Source organism: Mycobacterium sp. SMC-11 (assembly GCF_046250095.1).
In the GTDB taxonomy this organism is placed as follows: domain Bacteria; phylum Actinomycetota; class Actinomycetes; order Mycobacteriales; family Mycobacteriaceae; genus Mycobacterium; species Mycobacterium heraklionense_A.
Genome location: NZ_CP176430.1, coordinates 2,811,149 through 2,828,221 on the forward strand (window position 1 = coordinate 2,811,149; position 17,073 = coordinate 2,828,221).

At 68.0% G+C, this 17,073-nt stretch carries 16 protein-coding genes and 1 pseudogene; 9 read left to right on the forward strand and 8 right to left on the reverse strand.

From position 1 onward, the window contains the following. Position 1: 1 nt before the first annotated feature. Positions 2 to 1,081 carry a cell division protein ZapE gene (zapE, locus tag ACKY0X_RS13175; protein WP_409426392.1) on the reverse strand — a complete coding sequence of 360 codons (1,080 nt, stop codon included), beginning with the start codon at positions 1,079 to 1,081 and terminating at the stop codon, positions 2 to 4. Here zapE and ACKY0X_RS13180 point away from each other — a divergent pair. The 4 genes from ACKY0X_RS13180 to msrB all read left to right on the forward strand — a co-directional run bounded on the left by ACKY0X_RS13180 (position 1,080) and on the right by msrB (position 5,204). Next, positions 1,080 to 1,862, forward strand: a complete 783-nt coding sequence (locus ACKY0X_RS13180) for a pyrimidine reductase family protein (protein ID WP_409426393.1) — start codon at positions 1,080 to 1,082, stop codon at positions 1,860 to 1,862. The genes zapE and ACKY0X_RS13180 overlap by 2 nt on opposite strands. A gap of 10 nt (positions 1,863 to 1,872) precedes the next feature. Continuing rightward, a complete protein-coding gene (locus ACKY0X_RS13185) occupies positions 1,873 to 3,456 on the forward strand; it encodes an alpha/beta hydrolase (protein WP_409426394.1) in 1,584 nt (527 codons plus the stop codon). A 69-nt stretch (positions 3,457 to 3,525) separates the two neighbouring features. Then, a complete protein-coding gene (gene aftC / locus ACKY0X_RS13190) occupies positions 3,526 to 4,800 on the forward strand; it encodes an arabinofuranan 3-O-arabinosyltransferase (protein ID WP_409429622.1) in 1,275 nt (424 codons plus the stop codon). After that, complete coding sequence (msrB, locus tag ACKY0X_RS13195; protein ID WP_065040374.1) at positions 4,797 to 5,204, forward strand: peptide-methionine (R)-S-oxide reductase MsrB; 408 nt, start codon at positions 4,797 to 4,799, stop codon at positions 5,202 to 5,204. The genes aftC and msrB overlap by 4 nt, the downstream gene beginning before the upstream one ends. A 7-nt stretch (positions 5,205 to 5,211) precedes the next feature. Here the strand turns inward: msrB and hemQ are convergent, their stop codons facing one another. Genes hemQ through hemE form a run of 3 tightly spaced genes read right to left on the reverse strand, consistent with a single transcriptional unit; the run spans position 5,212 to position 8,356 of the window. Beyond that, complete coding sequence (hemQ, locus tag ACKY0X_RS13200) at positions 5,212 to 5,913, reverse strand: hydrogen peroxide-dependent heme synthase (protein WP_046283635.1); 702 nt, start codon at positions 5,911 to 5,913, stop codon at positions 5,212 to 5,214. A 35-nt stretch (positions 5,914 to 5,948) separates the two neighbouring features. Further along, positions 5,949 to 7,313: a protoporphyrinogen oxidase gene (locus ACKY0X_RS13205; protein WP_409429623.1), complete on the reverse strand. Its 1,365-nt coding sequence runs from the start codon at positions 7,311 to 7,313 to the stop codon at positions 5,949 to 5,951. Further along, entirely contained in the window at positions 7,307 to 8,356 is a 1,050-nt protein-coding gene (gene hemE / locus ACKY0X_RS13210; protein WP_409426395.1) for a uroporphyrinogen decarboxylase, read from the reverse strand. Before hemE ends, ACKY0X_RS13205 begins: the two co-directional genes overlap by 7 nt. A 157-nt stretch (positions 8,357 to 8,513) precedes the next feature. Between hemE and ACKY0X_RS13215 the strand changes: the two are divergent. The 3 genes and pseudogenes from ACKY0X_RS13215 to ACKY0X_RS13225 all read left to right on the forward strand — a co-directional run bounded on the left by ACKY0X_RS13215 (position 8,514) and on the right by ACKY0X_RS13225 (position 10,980). Continuing rightward, positions 8,514 to 9,148, forward strand: a pseudogene (locus tag ACKY0X_RS13215) (DUF3000 domain-containing protein). A 1-nt stretch (position 9,149) separates the two neighbouring features. After that, a complete protein-coding gene (locus ACKY0X_RS13220) occupies positions 9,150 to 10,403 on the forward strand; it encodes an HRDC domain-containing protein (protein WP_409426396.1) in 1,254 nt (417 codons plus the stop codon). Positions 10,404 to 10,563: 160 nt separating this feature from the next. Continuing rightward, positions 10,564 to 10,980: a PACE efflux transporter gene (locus tag ACKY0X_RS13225; RefSeq protein ID WP_409426397.1), complete on the forward strand. Its 417-nt coding sequence runs from the start codon at positions 10,564 to 10,566 to the stop codon at positions 10,978 to 10,980. Here ACKY0X_RS13225 and dxs read toward each other — a convergent pair. Further along, positions 10,977 to 12,890, reverse strand: a complete 1,914-nt coding sequence (dxs, locus tag ACKY0X_RS13230) for a 1-deoxy-D-xylulose-5-phosphate synthase (protein ID WP_409426398.1) — start codon at positions 12,888 to 12,890, stop codon at positions 10,977 to 10,979. The two genes, ACKY0X_RS13225 and dxs, sit on opposite strands and share 4 nt — an antisense overlap. 47 nt (positions 12,891 to 12,937) lie before the next feature. Here dxs and ACKY0X_RS13235 point away from each other — a divergent pair, with 47 nt between their 5' ends. After that, on the forward strand, positions 12,938 to 13,381 hold the full coding sequence (locus ACKY0X_RS13235; RefSeq protein WP_409426399.1) for a CBS domain-containing protein: 444 nt from the start codon (positions 12,938 to 12,940) through the stop codon (positions 13,379 to 13,381). 7 nt (positions 13,382 to 13,388) lie between these two features. Continuing rightward, a complete protein-coding gene (locus ACKY0X_RS13240; protein ID WP_409426400.1) occupies positions 13,389 to 14,678 on the forward strand; it encodes an SLC13 family permease in 1,290 nt (429 codons plus the stop codon). A gap of 21 nt (positions 14,679 to 14,699) precedes the next feature. Here the strand turns inward: ACKY0X_RS13240 and ACKY0X_RS13245 are convergent, their stop codons facing one another. From ACKY0X_RS13245 to ACKY0X_RS13255, 3 genes are read right to left on the reverse strand one after another with little or no spacing between them, the layout of a single operon-like run. Next, positions 14,700 to 15,440: an ABC transporter permease gene (locus ACKY0X_RS13245; protein ID WP_409429624.1), complete on the reverse strand. Its 741-nt coding sequence runs from the start codon at positions 15,438 to 15,440 to the stop codon at positions 14,700 to 14,702. Continuing rightward, positions 15,440 to 16,138 (reverse strand): fluoroquinolone transporter permease, encoded by a 699-nt coding sequence (locus ACKY0X_RS13250; protein WP_409426401.1) that lies wholly within the window; start codon positions 16,136 to 16,138, stop codon positions 15,440 to 15,442. The genes ACKY0X_RS13245 and ACKY0X_RS13250 overlap by 1 nt, the downstream gene beginning before the upstream one ends. After that, complete coding sequence (locus tag ACKY0X_RS13255) at positions 16,135 to 17,019, reverse strand: ABC transporter ATP-binding protein (protein WP_409426402.1); 885 nt, start codon at positions 17,017 to 17,019, stop codon at positions 16,135 to 16,137. The genes ACKY0X_RS13250 and ACKY0X_RS13255 overlap by 4 nt, the downstream gene beginning before the upstream one ends. Positions 17,020 to 17,073 lie beyond the last annotated feature (54 nt).

A 17,073-nucleotide genomic window follows, 5' to 3' on the forward strand; every position in this document is an offset into this window, starting at 1 on the left:
GCTAACCCCCGCTGCTGAGCGCGAGCAGTCGCGAGGTGGCCCGCAGGTACTTCTTGCGGTAACCACCGGCCAGCATCTCGGCGCTGAAGATCTGGTCGAGTTTGGCGCCGGAAGCCACCACCGGGATGCCGGCGTCATACAGGCGATCGGTGAGGGCGACCAATCGCAGCGCCACATTCTGGTCGTCGATGGGATGGGCACCGGTGAGGAACACTGCGGTGACGCCCTCGATCAGGGTCAGGTAGCGCGACGGATGCATGGTGGCCAGGTGGACACACAGCCCGTCGAAGTCGTCCAGTGTCGCTCCGGGCCGCGCTGCTGCGCGCTGCGTGACCTGCTGGGCTGAGGGCGGTTCGGGCGCCGGTGGCAGATCCCGGTGCCGATAGTCGGGACCGTCAACGCGTACCGGGGTGAAAATGCTTGCCAGCGCACTGATCTCGCGCAGAAAGTCCTGCACAGCGAAGCGACCTTCGCCGAGCTGTTCGGGCAGCGTGTTCGAAGTCGCGGCGATAGAGACCCCGCGCGCCACCAATTCGGACAACAGCCGCGACACCAAGGTGGTGTTGCCCGGATCGTCGAGTTCGAATTCGTCGATGCACACCACGGTGTAGCCGCCGAGCAATTCGATGCACTCGGTGAAACCGAACACCCCGGCCAACTGGGTCAGCTCCATGAATGTCGCGAACGCCGTTTGATGCGGCTCGGCGGACCCGGTGTCGGTGATCGTGTGGTAGATCGAGGCCAGCAGGTGCGTCTTGCCGACACCGAAACCGCCGTCGAGGTAGATACCCACCCCCGGCAACACCTCGCGCTTGCCCAACAGCTTGCGCCGCCCCGCACGCCGGGTCAGCGCCTGCGCGCAGAACGCGGTGCACGCGGTCACGGCGGCCGCCTGGCTGGGTTGCGCCGGGTCTGGCCGGTAGCTGGCGAAGCTGGCGCCGGCGAACGTCGGGGGCGGCTTGAGCTGCGCGATCAACCGTTCCGGCGACACCGCCGGATGCCGGTCTACCAGGTGGTCGATCGACTCAGCGGCTGGATTGGGCACGCACGAACTGTAGTCACATGGTGCAATCGAGGCCATGTCCGACCTCAGCGCAGACCCGGGATTCACCCTGCTGGGCTCCACGGCGCCCATCGACGACGGCGAACTGGGCCGGTTGTACGCCTATCCCGAAACCGATGCTCCACGCGTGTGGGTGCGGGCCAATTTCATCGGCAGCCTTGACGGTGGAGCCACGGTGGCCGGCACCTCCGGCGGGCTGGCCGGGTCCGGCGATCGTTCCCTGTTCATGCTGCTGCGGGCGCTGGCCGACATCGTGCTGGTGGGTGCGGGCACGGTCCGGGTCGAGAATTACGGCGGGGCGCGGCTCGGTGTTGCCCAGCGCCAGGGCCGCCGCGACCGCGGACAGTCCGAACTACCCCGGCTGGCGATCGTGACCCAGTCCGGGCAACTGGACCGAGACCTGCGGGTCTTCAACGACACGGAGCTGGCTCCGCTGGTGTTGACCTGCTCCGCGGTCGCCGACGACACCCGGCGGCGACTGACCGGGTACGCCGAAGTGCTGGACTGCTCGGGCGATGACCCCGGGCGGGTCGACGAGGCCGTGGTGCTGGCCGCGTTGGCGGAGCGCGAACAGTTCCGGGTCCTCACCGAAGGCGGACCGACCTTGCTGGGATCGTTCATCGAGCGCGAGCTGCTCGACGAGCTCTGCCTGACCATGGCCCCCTATCTGGTCGGTGGCCTGGCCCGCCGTATCGCCACCGGTCCGGGCGAGCTGACGACGCCGATGCGCTGTGCGCATCTGCTCGCCGACGAATCCGGCTACCTCTACGGCCGCTACGTCAAAAGCGCGCGCCTATAAGGTGACAGGCATGACCAGCTATTCGAGGTTCGCCCGGGTCGCGGTGGTGACGGCTGCCGCCGTACTGGCCGGGTCCGCGCCCCTGCTGGCCGGTTGCGCGCCCGGGCTGGCCGCCGACCCGCGTTTCGCAACCAACTCCGGCGCGGGCCCCCAGGGGCAACCCGAGTCCACCTCGGACAAAGCTGGACCGCCCCCGGTGGAGGTGCCCAAGAACGACCTTCCGTGGCATGACTGCACCGCCCGGGTCTTCGGCGACGCGGCGCTGCCCGCCACGCCAGGGGTGCGGCTGGACTGCGCCAGCTACGACGCCGACGTCGACCCACTCGGCGGCGGCTCCGGGGCGATCAGCATCGGGGTGGTGCGGGCCCGGTCGGTGCAGACCCCCGGCGACGCCGGCCCCGTGGTGTTCACCACCGGCTGGGATCTGCCGTCGTCGATGCAGCTGCCGATCTGGCTGGCACGGGCCGGCGCGGACGTGCTCAAGAGCCACCCGATCGTCGCGGTGGACCGGCGCGGCACCGGGATGTCGAGTCCGGTGGACTGCCGCGACCGCAGCCAGCGCGACGAAATGTGGAACCAGGCGCAGTTCGCCCCCGGCGACGACCCAGTGGCCAGTCTGGGCACGGTCACGCAGGAGGCCACCACCGACTGCACCGACTCCATTTCGCCGGGCGAGTCCTCCTACGACAACACCCATGCCGCCACCGATCTCGAACGGCTGCGCAGCATCTGGGACATCCCCGCGCTGTCGCTGATCGGTATCGGCAATGGCGCTCAGATCGCCCTGGCCTACGCCGGCTCTCACCCGGGGAAGGTGGCCCGGTTGGCACTGGACTCCCCCATCCCGCTCGGAGCCGCCGCCGAATCCGCCGCCGAGGAACGAGTGAAGGGCCAGCAGGCGGCCTTTGAGGCGTTCGCCGCGCAGTGCGTCGCGGTGAGCTGTGCGCTGGGCCCGGACCCGAAGGGCGCTGTCAACGCGGTGCTGGACGCCGCCCGCTCCGGTCATGGTCCGGGCGGCGCCTCGGTGGCCGCGGTGACCAACGCGATCGTCACGGCCCTGGGTTATCCCACCGGCGACCGCGTCAACACCACCAACGAGTTGGCCAGGGCCCTGGCGTCGGCCAACTCCGGCGACCCCAACCTGTTGAACAACTTGATCAACCGGGCCCAAGGCACCACCGGCAGTGACGGCCGCTTCGTCAACTCCTGCGCCGACGCGCTCAATCGGCCGACGCCAGACCGGGTCCGGGAGCTGGTGGTCGCCTGGGGCAAGGAATATCCGCAGTTCGGCACGGTCGGCGCGCTGGACATGGCGCAGTGCCTGAGCTGGCCCAGCAGCAGCACCCCGGACCTGCCGAAGGAACTCAAGATCGATGTCCTGCTGCTGGGGGTGCAAAACGATCCGATTGTCGGGGAGGAGGGCGTGGCGGCCACCGCCGCGGCCGTCATCAACGCCGGGTCGGCCAGCAAGCGGGTGATGTGGCAGGGCATCGGGCATGGCGCCGCGGTGTACTCGTCGTGCACGCTGCCGCCGCTGATCGGCTACCTCGACAGTGGCAAGTTGCCCGACACCGACGTCTACTGCCCGGCCTGACCCAGCCTGATCCGGACTCCTGGGACCGGTCCGGGGTACGGTTCGCTGGTGACGGCAGCCGACTCCTTGATGCACCGGGCGGGCACCGCCCTACAGGCCGCGTTCCGGCCCCCCACGTCCCCGCCGAGCACCGCGACCGTACTGCGTTCGGTGCTGTGGCCGGTGGCCATCATGTCGTTGATCCATCGCGCCATCGTGCTGCCGCTCAACGGCAACATCACCGATGACTTCAAACCGGTGTACCGGGCGGTGCTGAACTTCCGACACGGCCTGGACATCTACAACGAGCACTTCGACTACGTCGATCCGCACTACCTGTACTCCCCCGGCGGCACCCTGCTGATGTCACCGTTCGGGTACCTGCCGGAGACCCTGTCGCGCTACACCTTCATCGCGACCAACACGATCGCGATCGTGCTGGCCGCCTACCTGCTGCTGCGGATGCTCGGATTCGGGCTGAGCTCGGTCGCGGCGCCGGCCCTGCTAGCGGCGATGTTCCTCACCGAAAGCGTGAGCAGCACACTGGTATTCACCAACATCAATGGCGTGATCCTGCTGGCCGAGGTGTTGTTCTTGCGCTGGCTGCTCGACGGTCGGGCGAGCCGCCAGTGGTGGGCCGGTGTCGCGATCGGTTTGACCATTGTGGTCAAGCCAGTGCTGATACCGCTGCTGCTGCTGCCGCTGCTGAGCCGGCAGTGGCGGCCGTTCGTCGGGGCGATCGCGGTGCCGGTGCTGTTCAACGTGGTGGCGTTCCCGCTGGCCAGCGATCCGAACAGCTACTTCACCCAGACGGTGCCCTACATCATGGGCACCCGCGACTACTTCAACTCCTCGATCCTGGGCAACGGCGTGTTCTTCGGGCTGCCGTCGGGTCTGATCCTGTTCATGCGGGTGCTGTTCACCGTGTTGGCCGCTGTCAGCCTGTGGCTGTTGTACCGCTACTACCGCACCCGCGACCCCCGGTTCTGGATGCTGACCTCCTCGGGTGTGCTGCTGACGACGTCGTTTTTGGTGCTCTCGCTGGGCCAGGGCTACTACTCGATCGTGCTGTTCCCGTTCCTGATGACCGTGGTGCTGCCGAACTCGGTGCTGCGCAACTGGCCGGCTTGGCTGGGGGTCTACGGGTTCATGACCCTGGACAAGTGGCTGATCTTCCGGTGGATGAACATCGGGCGGCCCCTGGACTACCTCAAGATCACCTACGGCTGGTCGCTGCTGCTGATCGTGATCTGCACGGTGCTGTGCTATCGCTACCTGGACGCCAAGGAGCAGGGCCGCCTGGACGACGGGATCGATCCGGCCTGGCTGACGGCCGAACAGCCGAAAGCTACCGTGGAGGCATGACCTCTCCCAAGGTGTCGCTCACCGACGACGAGTGGCGCGCGAAACTGACCCCCGAAGAGTTCGCGGTACTGCGCCGCGCCGGTACCGAGCCGCCGAACACCGGCGAATACACCGACACCACCACCGAAGGTGTCTACGAGTGCCGGGCGTGCGGTGCCGAATTGTTCCGCAGCACAGAGAAATTCCACTCGCACTGCGGTTGGCCGTCGTTCTTCGACCCGGCCGACTCGGACGCGGTGATACTGCGCTCGGATGACTCGCTGGGGATGCGGCGCACCGAGGTACTGTGCGCGTCCTGCCACAGCCATTTGGGCCACGTGTTCACCGGCGAGGGCTACCCCACCCCCACCGACCAGCGCTACTGCATAAACAGCATTTGTCTGCGGTTGGTGCCGAGCTCGTAGCGGGCCGCTACGGCAGCGACGCCACCAACTGCTCGACCTCGACCCGGGGGCCGGTGAAGAACGGGGTTTCCTCCCGGGCGTGCAACCGGGCCTCGGTGTTACGCAGGTCGCGCATCAGGTCGACGATCCGGTCGAGTTCGGGCGCCTCGAACGCCAGAATCCACTCGTAGTCGCCGAGCGCGAACGCGGGCACGGTGTTGGCCCGCACATCCTTGTACTCGCGGGCCGCCATGCCGTGTTCGGCCAGCATCCTGCGGCGGTCCTCTTCGGGCAGCACGTACCACTCGAGCGACCGCACGAAGGGGTACACGCAGACGTAGGCGCCTGCCGGTTCACCGGCGATGAACGCCGGGACATGACTGCGGTTGAACTCGGCCGGCCGGTGCAACGCCACGCTGCTCCACACCGGCTCGCAGGCCCGGCCCAGTGCGGTGCGACGGAAACCGGCGTAGGTGGCCTGCAGATCTTCGATGCGCTCGGCGTGGGTCCAGATCATGAAATCGGCGTCGGCGCGCAGGCCGGCGACGTCGTACACCCCGCGGACCACCACGCCCCGCTCCTCCTGCTGCTTCAAGAAGGTGGCGACCTGGTCGGCGATCTCCTCTCGGGTCTGCGAACCCGCGTCGAGTCCACCCGGATTCACCGAGAACACCGAGAACATCACGTAGCGGAGAGTGGAGTTCAACTTGTCGTAGTCGAGGTGCGCCATGGCCCATATGCTGCCACGATGCGCTGTGAAGTTCGCTAGGGCGCCGGGGTGGCGCTGATCACGGCCGCCACGGCCCGGTCGGCCGCGGCGATGCAGGCCGGCACGCCGATGCCGTCGAGATAGTTGCCGGCGACCGCCACGGTCGGTGGCAGCGCCGCGCGCAGCCCTGTCACCAGGGCGGCGTGGCCGGGGCGATACTGCGGCATAGCCGCAGGCCAGCGCTGCACGCGCACGTCGATGGGGTCCATCGTGAGACCGAAGACGGCCTCCAAGTCCTGCACCGACCACGCCACCAGCTCCGCGTCCGACGCGCTGGTGCGGGGGTCGCCGAACCGACCGAACGACAACCGCAACACCTCGACCCGGCCGCCGTACCCCCGGTCGCCCCACTTGCGCGACGTCAGGGTGATCGCCTTGGCGTGCAGCCGCTCCCCGGTAGCAACCAGTACCCCGGAGTTGTTCGGGAACGCCGCGCCGGCAGGTACCGCCATTGCCACCACCACCGAGGATGCGTTGCCGATCCGGCTGGCCGCTGCCGCGGCACGCGGCGCGAACCCGGTGGCCAGCCGGGCCAGCACGGGGGCGGGCACCGCGACCACCACCCGATCGGCGCGATGATGGCCGCCACTGGCGTCTCGTAACAGCCATCCGTCGCCGGCCGGGTCGATCTGGGTCACCGCCGACTGCACCCAGCGCAGCCTGGCGCTACGCACCAGTGCGTTGACCAGCACCTGATACCCGCCGGTGATCGCGCCGAACACCGGCACACCGGTGGTCGCGGGCAGTGCCCGCCGCACCGCTTCGGTCAGGCTGGACGCGCCCTCATCGAGCAGCGTGGCCAGGCCCGGGACCGCCGAGCGCAGCCCGACGGTTGCCGCCGAACCCGCATACACCCCGCCGATCAGCGGATCCACCGAGCAGGCGACCACCTGTGCCCCGAACCGGTCGGCCACAAGTGCCCCCAGCGCCGGATCGCTGCCCGGTTCGAACGCCAATGGGCGGCTGGGTTCGCCGGCGATCCGGGCGAGGGTTTCGGTGTCGACCAGCCCGGCCATCGACTCCGGTGAGGAAGGAATCCCGCTGAGGGTGTCCGGCGGCAGCCGATGCAGCAGCCGGCGGCTGTAGAGCAACGGCCGCACTCCGGTGGTACCGCGCTGCCGATCGGCCAGACCCAGCTCGGCCAACAGGGCCGGGACCTCGGGCCGCCGGGCGACGAACGCCTCGGCACCTACGTCCACCCCGATCCCGCCCAGGGTCTCGGTGCGCAGCAGCCCACCGAGCCGATCGGCCGGATCGAAGATGGTGATGTCGACTGCGTCGCCGAGTGTCGCCCGCAGGCGGTGGGCGGCGGCTAGACCGGAGATTCCGCCCCCGACGACGCAGTACGACGTGGTCACAATGAATGAACCAGCGATACCAGGTCGGTCAGCACCCCGGGGTCGGTCTCCGGCAGCACGCCGTGTCCGAGGTTGAACACGTGCCCCGACGCTCCGGCGGCAACGGCGGCACGGCCGTCGGCGACGACGGCCTTGGCGGCACGCTCCACGGCCGGCCAGCCCGCCAGCAGCACCGCCGGGTCCAGGTTGCCCTGCAAGGCCCGACCGGCGCCCACCCGCGCGGCGGCGTCGGCCAGCGAGGTACGCCAGTCCACCCCGACGACGGTGGCGCCGGTGGCCGCCATCTCCCCCAACAGCTCGCCGGTCTGCACGCCGAAGTGCGTCATCGGCACCTCCCGGTCGGCGAGCGCGGCGAACACCCGGGCACTGTGCGGTGCCACGTAGCGCCGGTAGTCGGCCAGGCACAGCGTTCCGGCCCAGGAGTCGAACAACTGAATGGCGTCCACACCGTGGTCGAGCTGCACCGTCAGAAACGCGATGGTCAGGTCGGTAAGCCGCGTCATCAACTCATGCCAGGTGTCCGGATCGGCCAGCATCATCGCCTTGGTGCGGGCATGCGTCCGGCTGGGCCCGCCCTCGACCAGGTAGGAGGCCATGGTGAACGGCGCGCCGGCGAAGCCGATCAGCGGCACCGTTCCGAGCGCGTCCACCAGCAGCGATACCGCCGCGGCCACAGCCGTCACCTGCTGCGGGTCCAACGGCCGCAGGGCGGCGACGTCACCCGCGCTGCGCACCGGGTCGGCGATCACCGGCCCGACATCGGGGACGATGTCCAGATCCACCCCGGCGCCACGCAGCGGCACCACGATGTCGGAGAACAGGATCGCCGCGTCGACGTCATGGCGGCGCACCGGCTGCAGCGTGATCTCGCAGACCAGTTCGGGGTCAAAACAGGCCGCCAGCATGCTGTGCTGGGCGCGCAGCTCACGGTATTCCGGCAGGGATCGACCGGCCTGGCGCATGAACCAGACCGGCATCCGGTTGGGTTGGCGGCCGGTAGCGGCGGCCAGGTACGGGGAATCAGGCAGTTCACGACGGGCACTCATCGAGCTCAATGCTGCCACGCCGGGTCGCCGCAGGCCGAACCGTGCCGTTTCGCGCGGCGGTCCCGCCTATTCGGCGCGCCTGTCTGCGTCGACCGGCGCCGGGGGTTAGCGTGAGAATCGGTGACCCGCGTCGCGGCGGTGCGCAACAGAACCTTGTGTGCCGGCCGCTGGCGACGTGGCGCACAGCAAATCAGTTAAGGAGCGGCACCAGTGACATCAGCCGAGCCTGCCCCCTTTCGGGAAGCGGTGGCAACGATGCACGCCGCAACCGTGCGGTCGGAAATCGAGTTGGGCCCGATCCGGCCGCCGCAGCGCCTGGCGCCGTACAGCTACGCGCTGGGCGCCGAGGTCAAGCACCCCGAGACCGACTTCATCCCGGAAGACTCCGACGGCGATGCCTTCGGCCGGTTGATCCTGTTGTACGACCCCGACGGCACCGACGCCTGGGACGGCACCATGCGGATGGTGGCCTTCATTCAGGCGGACCTGGACCCGCACGAGGCGATCGACCCGCTGCTGCCCGAGGTCGCCTGGAGTTGGCTGGTCGAGGCGCTGGGTGCCCGCACCGAACACGTCACCGCGTTGGGTGGGACCGTCACGGCCACCACGTCGGTTCGGTACGGCGACATCTCCGGCCCACCGCGGGGTCACCAGTTGGAGCTGCGCGCGTCGTGGACCGCAACCACCCCGGAGCTGGGCACACATGTCCAGGCCTTCTGTGAGGTGCTGGAACACGCCGCGGGCCTACCGCCGGTCGGGATCACCGATCTGAGCTCGCGAACCCGCGTCTGAGATGTCCGAGCAGACCACCGAACCGGCCGTCACCGAAGAGCCCGAGCCGACACCGCTGCCGCATCCTGCCGATGGGGTGCCGGAGGTGTCGGTCACCCGCAGGCAGATCGGTGCCGCCGCCGACCTGCTGGCAGGCGGCCACGGCCCGTTCGCCGTGGATGCCGAGCGGGCGTCGGGCTTCCGCTACTCCAACCGGGCCTACCTCATCCAGATCCGTCGAGCCGGCGCCGGGACGGTGCTGATCGACCCGGTCGGCGCCGGCGAGGATCCGGCTGCCCTGCTGCGCCCAGTCGCCGAAGTGCTCGACGACGACGAGTGGATTCTGCACGCCGCCGACCAGGACCTGGCCTGCCTGGCCGAGGTCGGTATGTGGCCCAAGGCGCTGTACGACACGGAACTGGCCGGGCGGCTGGCCGGCTTCGACCGGGTCAATCTGGCCGCAATGGTGCAGCGGCTGTTGGGACTGGGCCTGGCCAAGGGCCACGGTGCCGCCGACTGGTCGAAGCGACCGCTGCCCGCCGATTGGCTCAACTATGCGGCACTCGACGTCGAGGTGCTCATCGAACTGCGCCAGGCGGTCGCTGAAGTGCTGGCCGAGCAGGGCAAAACCGATTGGGCGGCACAGGAGTTCAATCACGTCCGGGTGACCGACTTCACCACCACGACACGCCGGGACCGCTGGCGGCGCACGTCGGGCATTCACAAGGTGCGCGATCGGCGCGGCCTGGCCGCCGTCCGAGAGCTCTGGACGGTCCGCGACCAGATCGCTGCGCGCCGTGACATCGCGCCCGGACGCATCCTGCCCGACTCGGCGATCATCGCTGCGGCCGTCGCCAACCCCACCACCGTCGCAGAGCTGCTCGCCCTGCCGGTGTTCGGCGGACCCAAACAACGGCGCAGCGCGGCGACCTGGCTGGCAGCGCTGGCCGCTGCACGCGACAACCCCGAGCCGCTGGAAGCCGGCGAATCCGCCAGCGGCCCACCGCCGCCCTCGCGCTGGTCGCGGCGCAAGCCCGAGGCGGCCGCGCGACTGGAGGCCGCCCGCGCCGCGCTGGGTGCCGTATCCGAGCAGGTGCACGTGCCGACCGAGAACCTGATCAGCCCGGAACTGGTGCGCCGGCTGTGCTGGGACTGGAAACCTACGGCATCGGACGCAGCGGTGGTGATCGAGGAGTTCCTGGTCACCGGCGGCGCGCGCCCGTGGCAGCGTGAGCTGACGGTGCCGGTGCTGACGCAGGCTCTCGGCCGCGCCTAGCCGGGCCAGGTTCTCGACAGCAGGGTGCTCGGCATGGCTGTTGCTAGACTGGCTAGGGAGCGGGCCGTATTCAGTGTTCGGCCAGCGCTTCTCACGTCACGCTAACCGTGGACGCGAACCGTCAAGGACTTCCCATGGTTGATTCTTCTGGGAGGACCTCGTGTCACCGGCTTTTCGTCGCATCGTCTACGTCATCAGCTACGAACTGGTCGCCGTTGCGCTGACCACTGCCGGACTGACCGTGCTGGGATTCGGCGGCGGCAGTTCAGGTGCCGTGGCAGTAGCGGCATCAACAGTCGCGGTGATCTGGAACTACGTCTGGACCACCGCGTTCGAGGCATGGGAACGCCGTCAGGACTCCGCGACCCGCACGGTGAGCCGACGGATCGTGCACGCCATCGGCTTCGAAGGTGGCCTGGTGGTGCTGCTGTTACCGATCGTGGCCGCGCTGTTGAAGGTGTCGCTGGTACAGGCCTTCGGTCTCGAGATCGGCCTGCTAGCGTTCTTCCTGGTCTACACGTTCGTGTTCGCGTGGGTGTTCGACGCGGTGTGGCCGCCGATCTCCGGCGTGAGCTAGTCCAGCCGCTCGCTGACCTCGTCGACGCAGTTGGAGGCGCCCATCGCCGCCACCCAGCCGGTGATCTGGCGGGCCACGTCCTGGGCGGTCAGGCCGACCTCGGCCAGCAGCTCGCCGCGCGAGGCGTGGTCGTAGAAACGCTGCGGCAGAGCGACGTCGCGGCAGGGCTGGTCGATCTCGGCACTCCGCAGCGCCGCCGAGACCGCCCAGCCGATACCGCCGGCGACGCCGTTGTCCTCGCAGGTGACCACCAGCTTGTGCGCGCGGGCCATCTCGATGAGCACCTCCGGCACCGGAAGCACCCAACGCGGGTCGATCACCGTCACCCCGATGCCCTGGTTGTGCAGTCGGTCGGCCACGGCCAATGCCATCGGCGCGAACGCGCCGACCGCGACCAGCAGGACGTCTTGGGGCAAACCGTCGGCCGGGACCGCCAGCACGTCCACCCCAGCGCGCCGCTCGATGGCGGGAATATCTTCGCCCACATCCCCTTTGGGGAATCGCAACGCGGTGGGCCCGTCATGGATGTCGAGCGCTTCGCCGAGCTCTTCGCGCAGCCGGATGCCGTCGCGAGGTGCGGCTACCCGGATTCCGGGCACGATCCCCAGCACCGATAGATCCCACATGCCGTTGTGACTGGCGCCGTCGGGCCCGGTGATCCCGGACCGGTCCAACACCAGCGTCACCGGCAGCTTGTGCAGCGCGACATCCATCACGAGCTGGTCGAAGGCGCGGTTGAGGAACGTCGAATACACCGCCACCACCGGGTGCAGACCGCCCATCGCCAAGCCCGCCGCGGATGTCATAGCGTGTTGCTCGGCGATCCCGACGTCGAACATCCGATCCGGAAAACGCTGTCCGAACGGCGCGAGCCCCGTGGGGCCCGGCATGGCGGCGGTGATGGCGACGACATCACGGCGCTTGGTGCCGTACTCGATGAGCGCGTCGGAGAACACCGCCGTCCAACCGCGCCCGGCGGTCTCGGTTGCGTTGCCGGTCAGCGGATCGATCACCCCGCAGGCGTGCATCTGCTCGGCCTCGTCGTTCTCGGCCGGGCCGTAGCCCTTGCCCTTTTGGGTGACCACGTGCACGATCACCGGCCCGCCGAAGCCCCGTGCGCGGCGCAGCGCGGATTCCACCGCGGCCTCGTCATGACCGTCGATCGGGCCCAGGTATTTCAGGCCGAGGTCGGTGAAGAGCGCCTGCGGTGCCAGCGCATCCTTGAGCCCCGCCTTGAAGCTGTGGATCACCTGGTAGCCGAGTTCCCCCACGACCGGCACCCCGCGGATCGCGGTGCGGCCCCGCTCCAGCAGGCGCTCGTAGGCGGGCTGCAGCCGCAGTGCGGCCAGGTGGTCGGCGAAGCCACCGATGGTGGGCGCGTAACTGCGGCCGTTGTCATTGACTACGACCACCACCGGGCGGTTGCCTGCGGCGATGTTGTTGAGCGCCTCCCAGCACATGCCGCCGGTCAGGGCGCCGTCACCGACGACGGCCACCACATGCCGGTTGCGGTGCCCGGTCAGCTCGAAGGCTTTGGCCAGGCCGTCGGCGTAGGACAGCGCCGAACTGGCGTGGCTGGACTCCACCCAGTCGTGCTCGCTCTCGGCGCGCGACGGGTAGCCCGACAGCCCACCCTTCTTGCGCAGGGTGTCGAAGTCGCGGCTGCGCCCGGTCAGCATCTTGTGCACGTAGGCCTGATGCCCGGTGTCGAAGATGATCGGGTCGTGCGGAGAGTCGAACACCCGGTGCAGCGCCAACGTCAGCTCCACCACACCCAGGTTGGGACCCAGATGCCCGCCGGTCGCGGCGACCTTGTGGATCAGGAACTCACGGATTTCCGCCGCCAGATCGGTCAGCTGAGCCTGCGAGAGGTGCTGCAGATCGGCGGGGCCGCGGATCCCTTCAAGCATCCGGTCAGTCTACGCATGGCCGCGGGCACCCACCGTATCGTCGTCGTGTGCAGGCCGAACAGATCGCCGAAGAATTCCCGGTGGTAACTATCGACTCCGACGCGCTGGCCGCTGCGAGGTTATTGGCCGAGCACCGGTTGCCCGGCATCGTTGTGACCGACGCGGCCGGCAAACCGTACGCGGTGCTGCCGGCCTCCCAGGTGGTGCGCTTCATCGTCCCGGGCTACGTCCAGGACGACCCATCACTGGCGGGCGTACTGAGCGAGACAGCGGCGGACCGCTCGGCGGAGAAGCTGCGCGGCAAGACGGTGCGCGACGTGCTGCCCGAACACCTACGAGACGTGCCGGCCGCCGACGCCGACGCCACCGTGATCGAAGTGGCCGCCATGATGGCCCGACTGCACAGCCCTTTGATTGCCGTCGTCAAGGATGGTGAGCTGCACGGGGTCATCACCGCGTCGCGGTTGCTTGCCGCGGCGCTGAGAGTCTGATCCGCTGATGGCCTTCATTGCGGTCGCGGTGTTTCTGACCGCCTACGCGTTCATCGCCGCCGATCGCGTCAACAAGACCGTGGTAGCGCTGGCCGGCGCGGCGGCTGTCGTCATCCTGCCGGTCATATCGTCCGATGACATCTTCTATTCCCGCGCGACCGGTATCGACTGGGACGTCATCTTCCTGCTGCTGGGCATGATGATCATCGTCAGCGTGCTGCGCCAGACCGGCGTCTTCGAGTACATCGCCATCTGGGCCGCCAAGCGCGCCAAGGGTTCCCCGCTGCGGATCATGATCCTGCTGGTGCTGGTGACCGCGGTGGCCTCAGCGTTGCTGGACAACGTCACCACCGTGCTGCTTATCGCCCCGGTCACACTGCTGGTCTGTGACCGGCTGGACATCAGCGCCGCACCGTTTCTGATGGCCGAGGTGTTCGCATCCAACATCGGCGGCGCCGCAACCCTGGTCGGTGATCCACCCAACATCATCATCGCCAGCCGAGGAGGATTGTCGTTCAATTCCTTCCTGCTGAACCTGGCGCCTATCGTCGCGATCGTCATCGCCGCGTTCATCCTCATGTTGCCCCGTCTGTTTCCCGGGTCGTTCGCCGTCGACCCCGAGCGGGTCGCCGACGTGATGGCACTGGAGGAGGGTGAAGCAATCCGTGATCGCGGCCTGCTGATCAAGTGCGGGCTGGTGCTCGCCGCGGTGTTCGCCGCATTCATCGGGCATTCGGCGCTACACCTCGAGCAATCGGTGGTCGCCCTGCTCGGTGCGGGGATCTTGATCCTGACCTCCGGTCTGGAGCGCTCGGAGTATCTGTCCGGGGTCGAGTGGGAGACGCTGTTGTTCTTCGCCGGGCTGTTCGTAATGGTTGGCGCCCTGGTGGATACCGGCGTGATCGCCGCCCTCGCCAAAGCTGCCACCGCGGTTACCGACGGCAATGCACTGTTGACCACGATGGGCATCTTGGGGGTGTCGGCGCCGGTGTCCGGGATCATCGACAACATCCCCTACGTGGCAACCATGACGCCGATCGTGGCCGAGCTGAGCACCACCCTGCCCACCAACGTGCATCCCGACGCGCTGTGGTGGGCGCTGGCACTGGGCGCAGACTTCGGCGGCAACCTGACCGCCGTCGGAGCCAGCGCCAACGTGGTGATGCTCGGAATCGCCCGCCGGTCAGACAATCCCATCTCATTCTGGGAGTTCACCCGCAAGGGCATTGTGGTCACCGCCGTCTCGGTCGCGCTGACGGCGGTGTATCTGTGGTTGCGCTACTTCGTGTTTGGCTGACGTTCAACCATCGCAGCGCCCTCACGTGTTCTTGGCGACGAAGCGGCGATACAGCGGTATCGCGACCGCCAGGTTGTAGACGACCCCACCGACCAGATATGGCCACCACACACCGTGGTCGCCGGCCACCCAGAATGCCTTGACCGCCCAGTACGGCGGCAACACCCCGAACGCCAGGTTCCAGCCCGAGTCGATGAACCACGGCAGGCACGGCAGCCCGGCGATCAGCATGCCCAGGCCACGCAACGCGGCCAGTCCCTGAATCTTGTTGCTGGCCATGGCCAGGATCAACAGCAGAGTCACCACCGCGGACAGGCCCGCCAGCAGACCGATCGGAATCAGCGATGGCAGCAGGCCCGGTTGAAGTATCCCGCTGAACGACAGGGTGGTGATCACGTAGGCAGTCGTCACCACCATCACGGTGGCCACCCGGTAGCCGAAGAACACCGACAGCCGAACCGGAGTGACGCGCAGCGCGGTCAGCGTGCCGGCGTCGACTTCGTCGAGCACCAGGAACGCGGCCAGGCCACCGGTGATGATGATCGACGTCAGCAACAGAAATGCGGTGAGTACCAACGGGTAGTAGGGCACCAGGTCGAACGCGTAGCGCTCGGCGAGCATGGTGGTGACCCGCGGCGTCAGCACCGCTACCCCGGTGGTCCAGATCACCGGCGCCAGCACGATCATCACCAATAGCGGGTCACGATAGGTGCCCCGCAGATCATTGCGACCGAACGCGGTCGCCGCGCGCCAGCCCGCCATCACGATCGCTCGATGATGTAGTGGGCGAACAGTTTCCGGCCCGCCAAGTACAACCCGCCGATACACAGTGTGGGATAGATCAGCGCGTACGCGATCTGCCAGGGCGCCAGGGCGAGCTGATCGAAGGCGGCGCCGAACAGCAGCAACGGCCCCTGACTCGGAATCAGGTAGCAGAGCGGTGACGGCCACACCCCCGAGTAGTGCAGCATCGGCAGTGACATCACCGCCAGTGGGATCGTCGCCGTCAGGAACCAGTCGCTGATCGACGCGAACGGCAGTGACGTGGTGAATCCGACCAGTAGCATTACCAGGGTCGCCAGCAGCACCCCCGTCAGCAGTGGAATCGGGTGGTAGCCAACGCGATCCACGCCGGCCACCACCACGGCCACCGCCAGTGAGATCCCGGCCAGCGGAGTGAGTTTCGCGGTCAGGTACTCGCCGAATCGCAGCGGTGTGGCGACGATCGCCGACAGGGTCCGATCCTGCTTGTCGAAGAACACCGTCCCGGCGATGAAGAAGAATCCGATGATGGCCGTATCGCCCATCAGCACATACGGTTCGGCGGCCGTGCGCAGCCGCGCCGGCATCGGCAGCAGCACCGCGAGCCAGATCAGACCAGAGAACACCGCGGCGTGCAGGAACTTCTGCCGGACCTGCAGCATCAGCTCCAGACGTAGCGCGGCAGCCAGCCGGCTCATGTGAGCTGCCTGCCGGTGACCTCGACGAACACGTCATCGAGGCTGGCTTCGCGGCTGTGGATCGTCTCGATCTGTCGTTCGCGCAACACCGCGTGAAACGCCGGATCGTCAGCCAGGGTGTCCATGGCGAAGTCCGCGTTCGCCAGGCCGCCCTGCTCGGACCGGTAGGTCACTCGCACCATTCGTTGACTGCGGGCGATCTTCAACTCGGCCGGCGCGTCCAGGGCGACGATCCTGCCGTCGACGACGAATGCCGCCCGGTCGCACAGTTCGTCGGCGGTGGCCATGTCATGGGTGGTCAGGAAGACCGTCCGGCCGCGTGCCTTGAGATCGCGCACCATGTCTTTGACCTTGTTGGCGTTGACCGGGTCCAGACCGGACGTGGGTTCGTCGAGAAAGATCAGTTCGGGGTGGTGGATCAGTGCCCGAACGAAGGTCAGGCGCATTTGCATGCCTTTGGAGTAATCGCCCACCCGGGTGTTGGCGTATTCGGTCAGGCCGACGGCGTCCAGCAGGGCCATCGGGTCGGCGGTCTCGCCGGCGTACAGCGAGGCGAAGAACTGCAGATTCTCGCGTCCGGTGAGCTTTTGATAGTGATTGGGCAGTTCGAAGGACACCCCGATGCGCTGGTAGTAGTCGGGTCCCCATGCCACCGGGTCGCGGCCCCAGACCTGGGCCTGGCCGCCGTGGCCGCGCAACAGGCCGATGAGCAGTTTCTGCGTCGTGGACTTGCCTGCACCGCTGGGGCCCAGGAAGCCGAAAATCTCACCGCGGTCGACCGAGAAGTCCATGCCGCGAACCGCCGGCTGCGGGGCTTTCGGGTAGCTGTAGGTGAGTCCGCGCACCCGGATCACGTCGGTGGTCCCGCCGTCGTTCAACACCCGCTCGAATATACTGATATTTCAGAAATTAGTGAACATTAGGAGTTTCCGGTG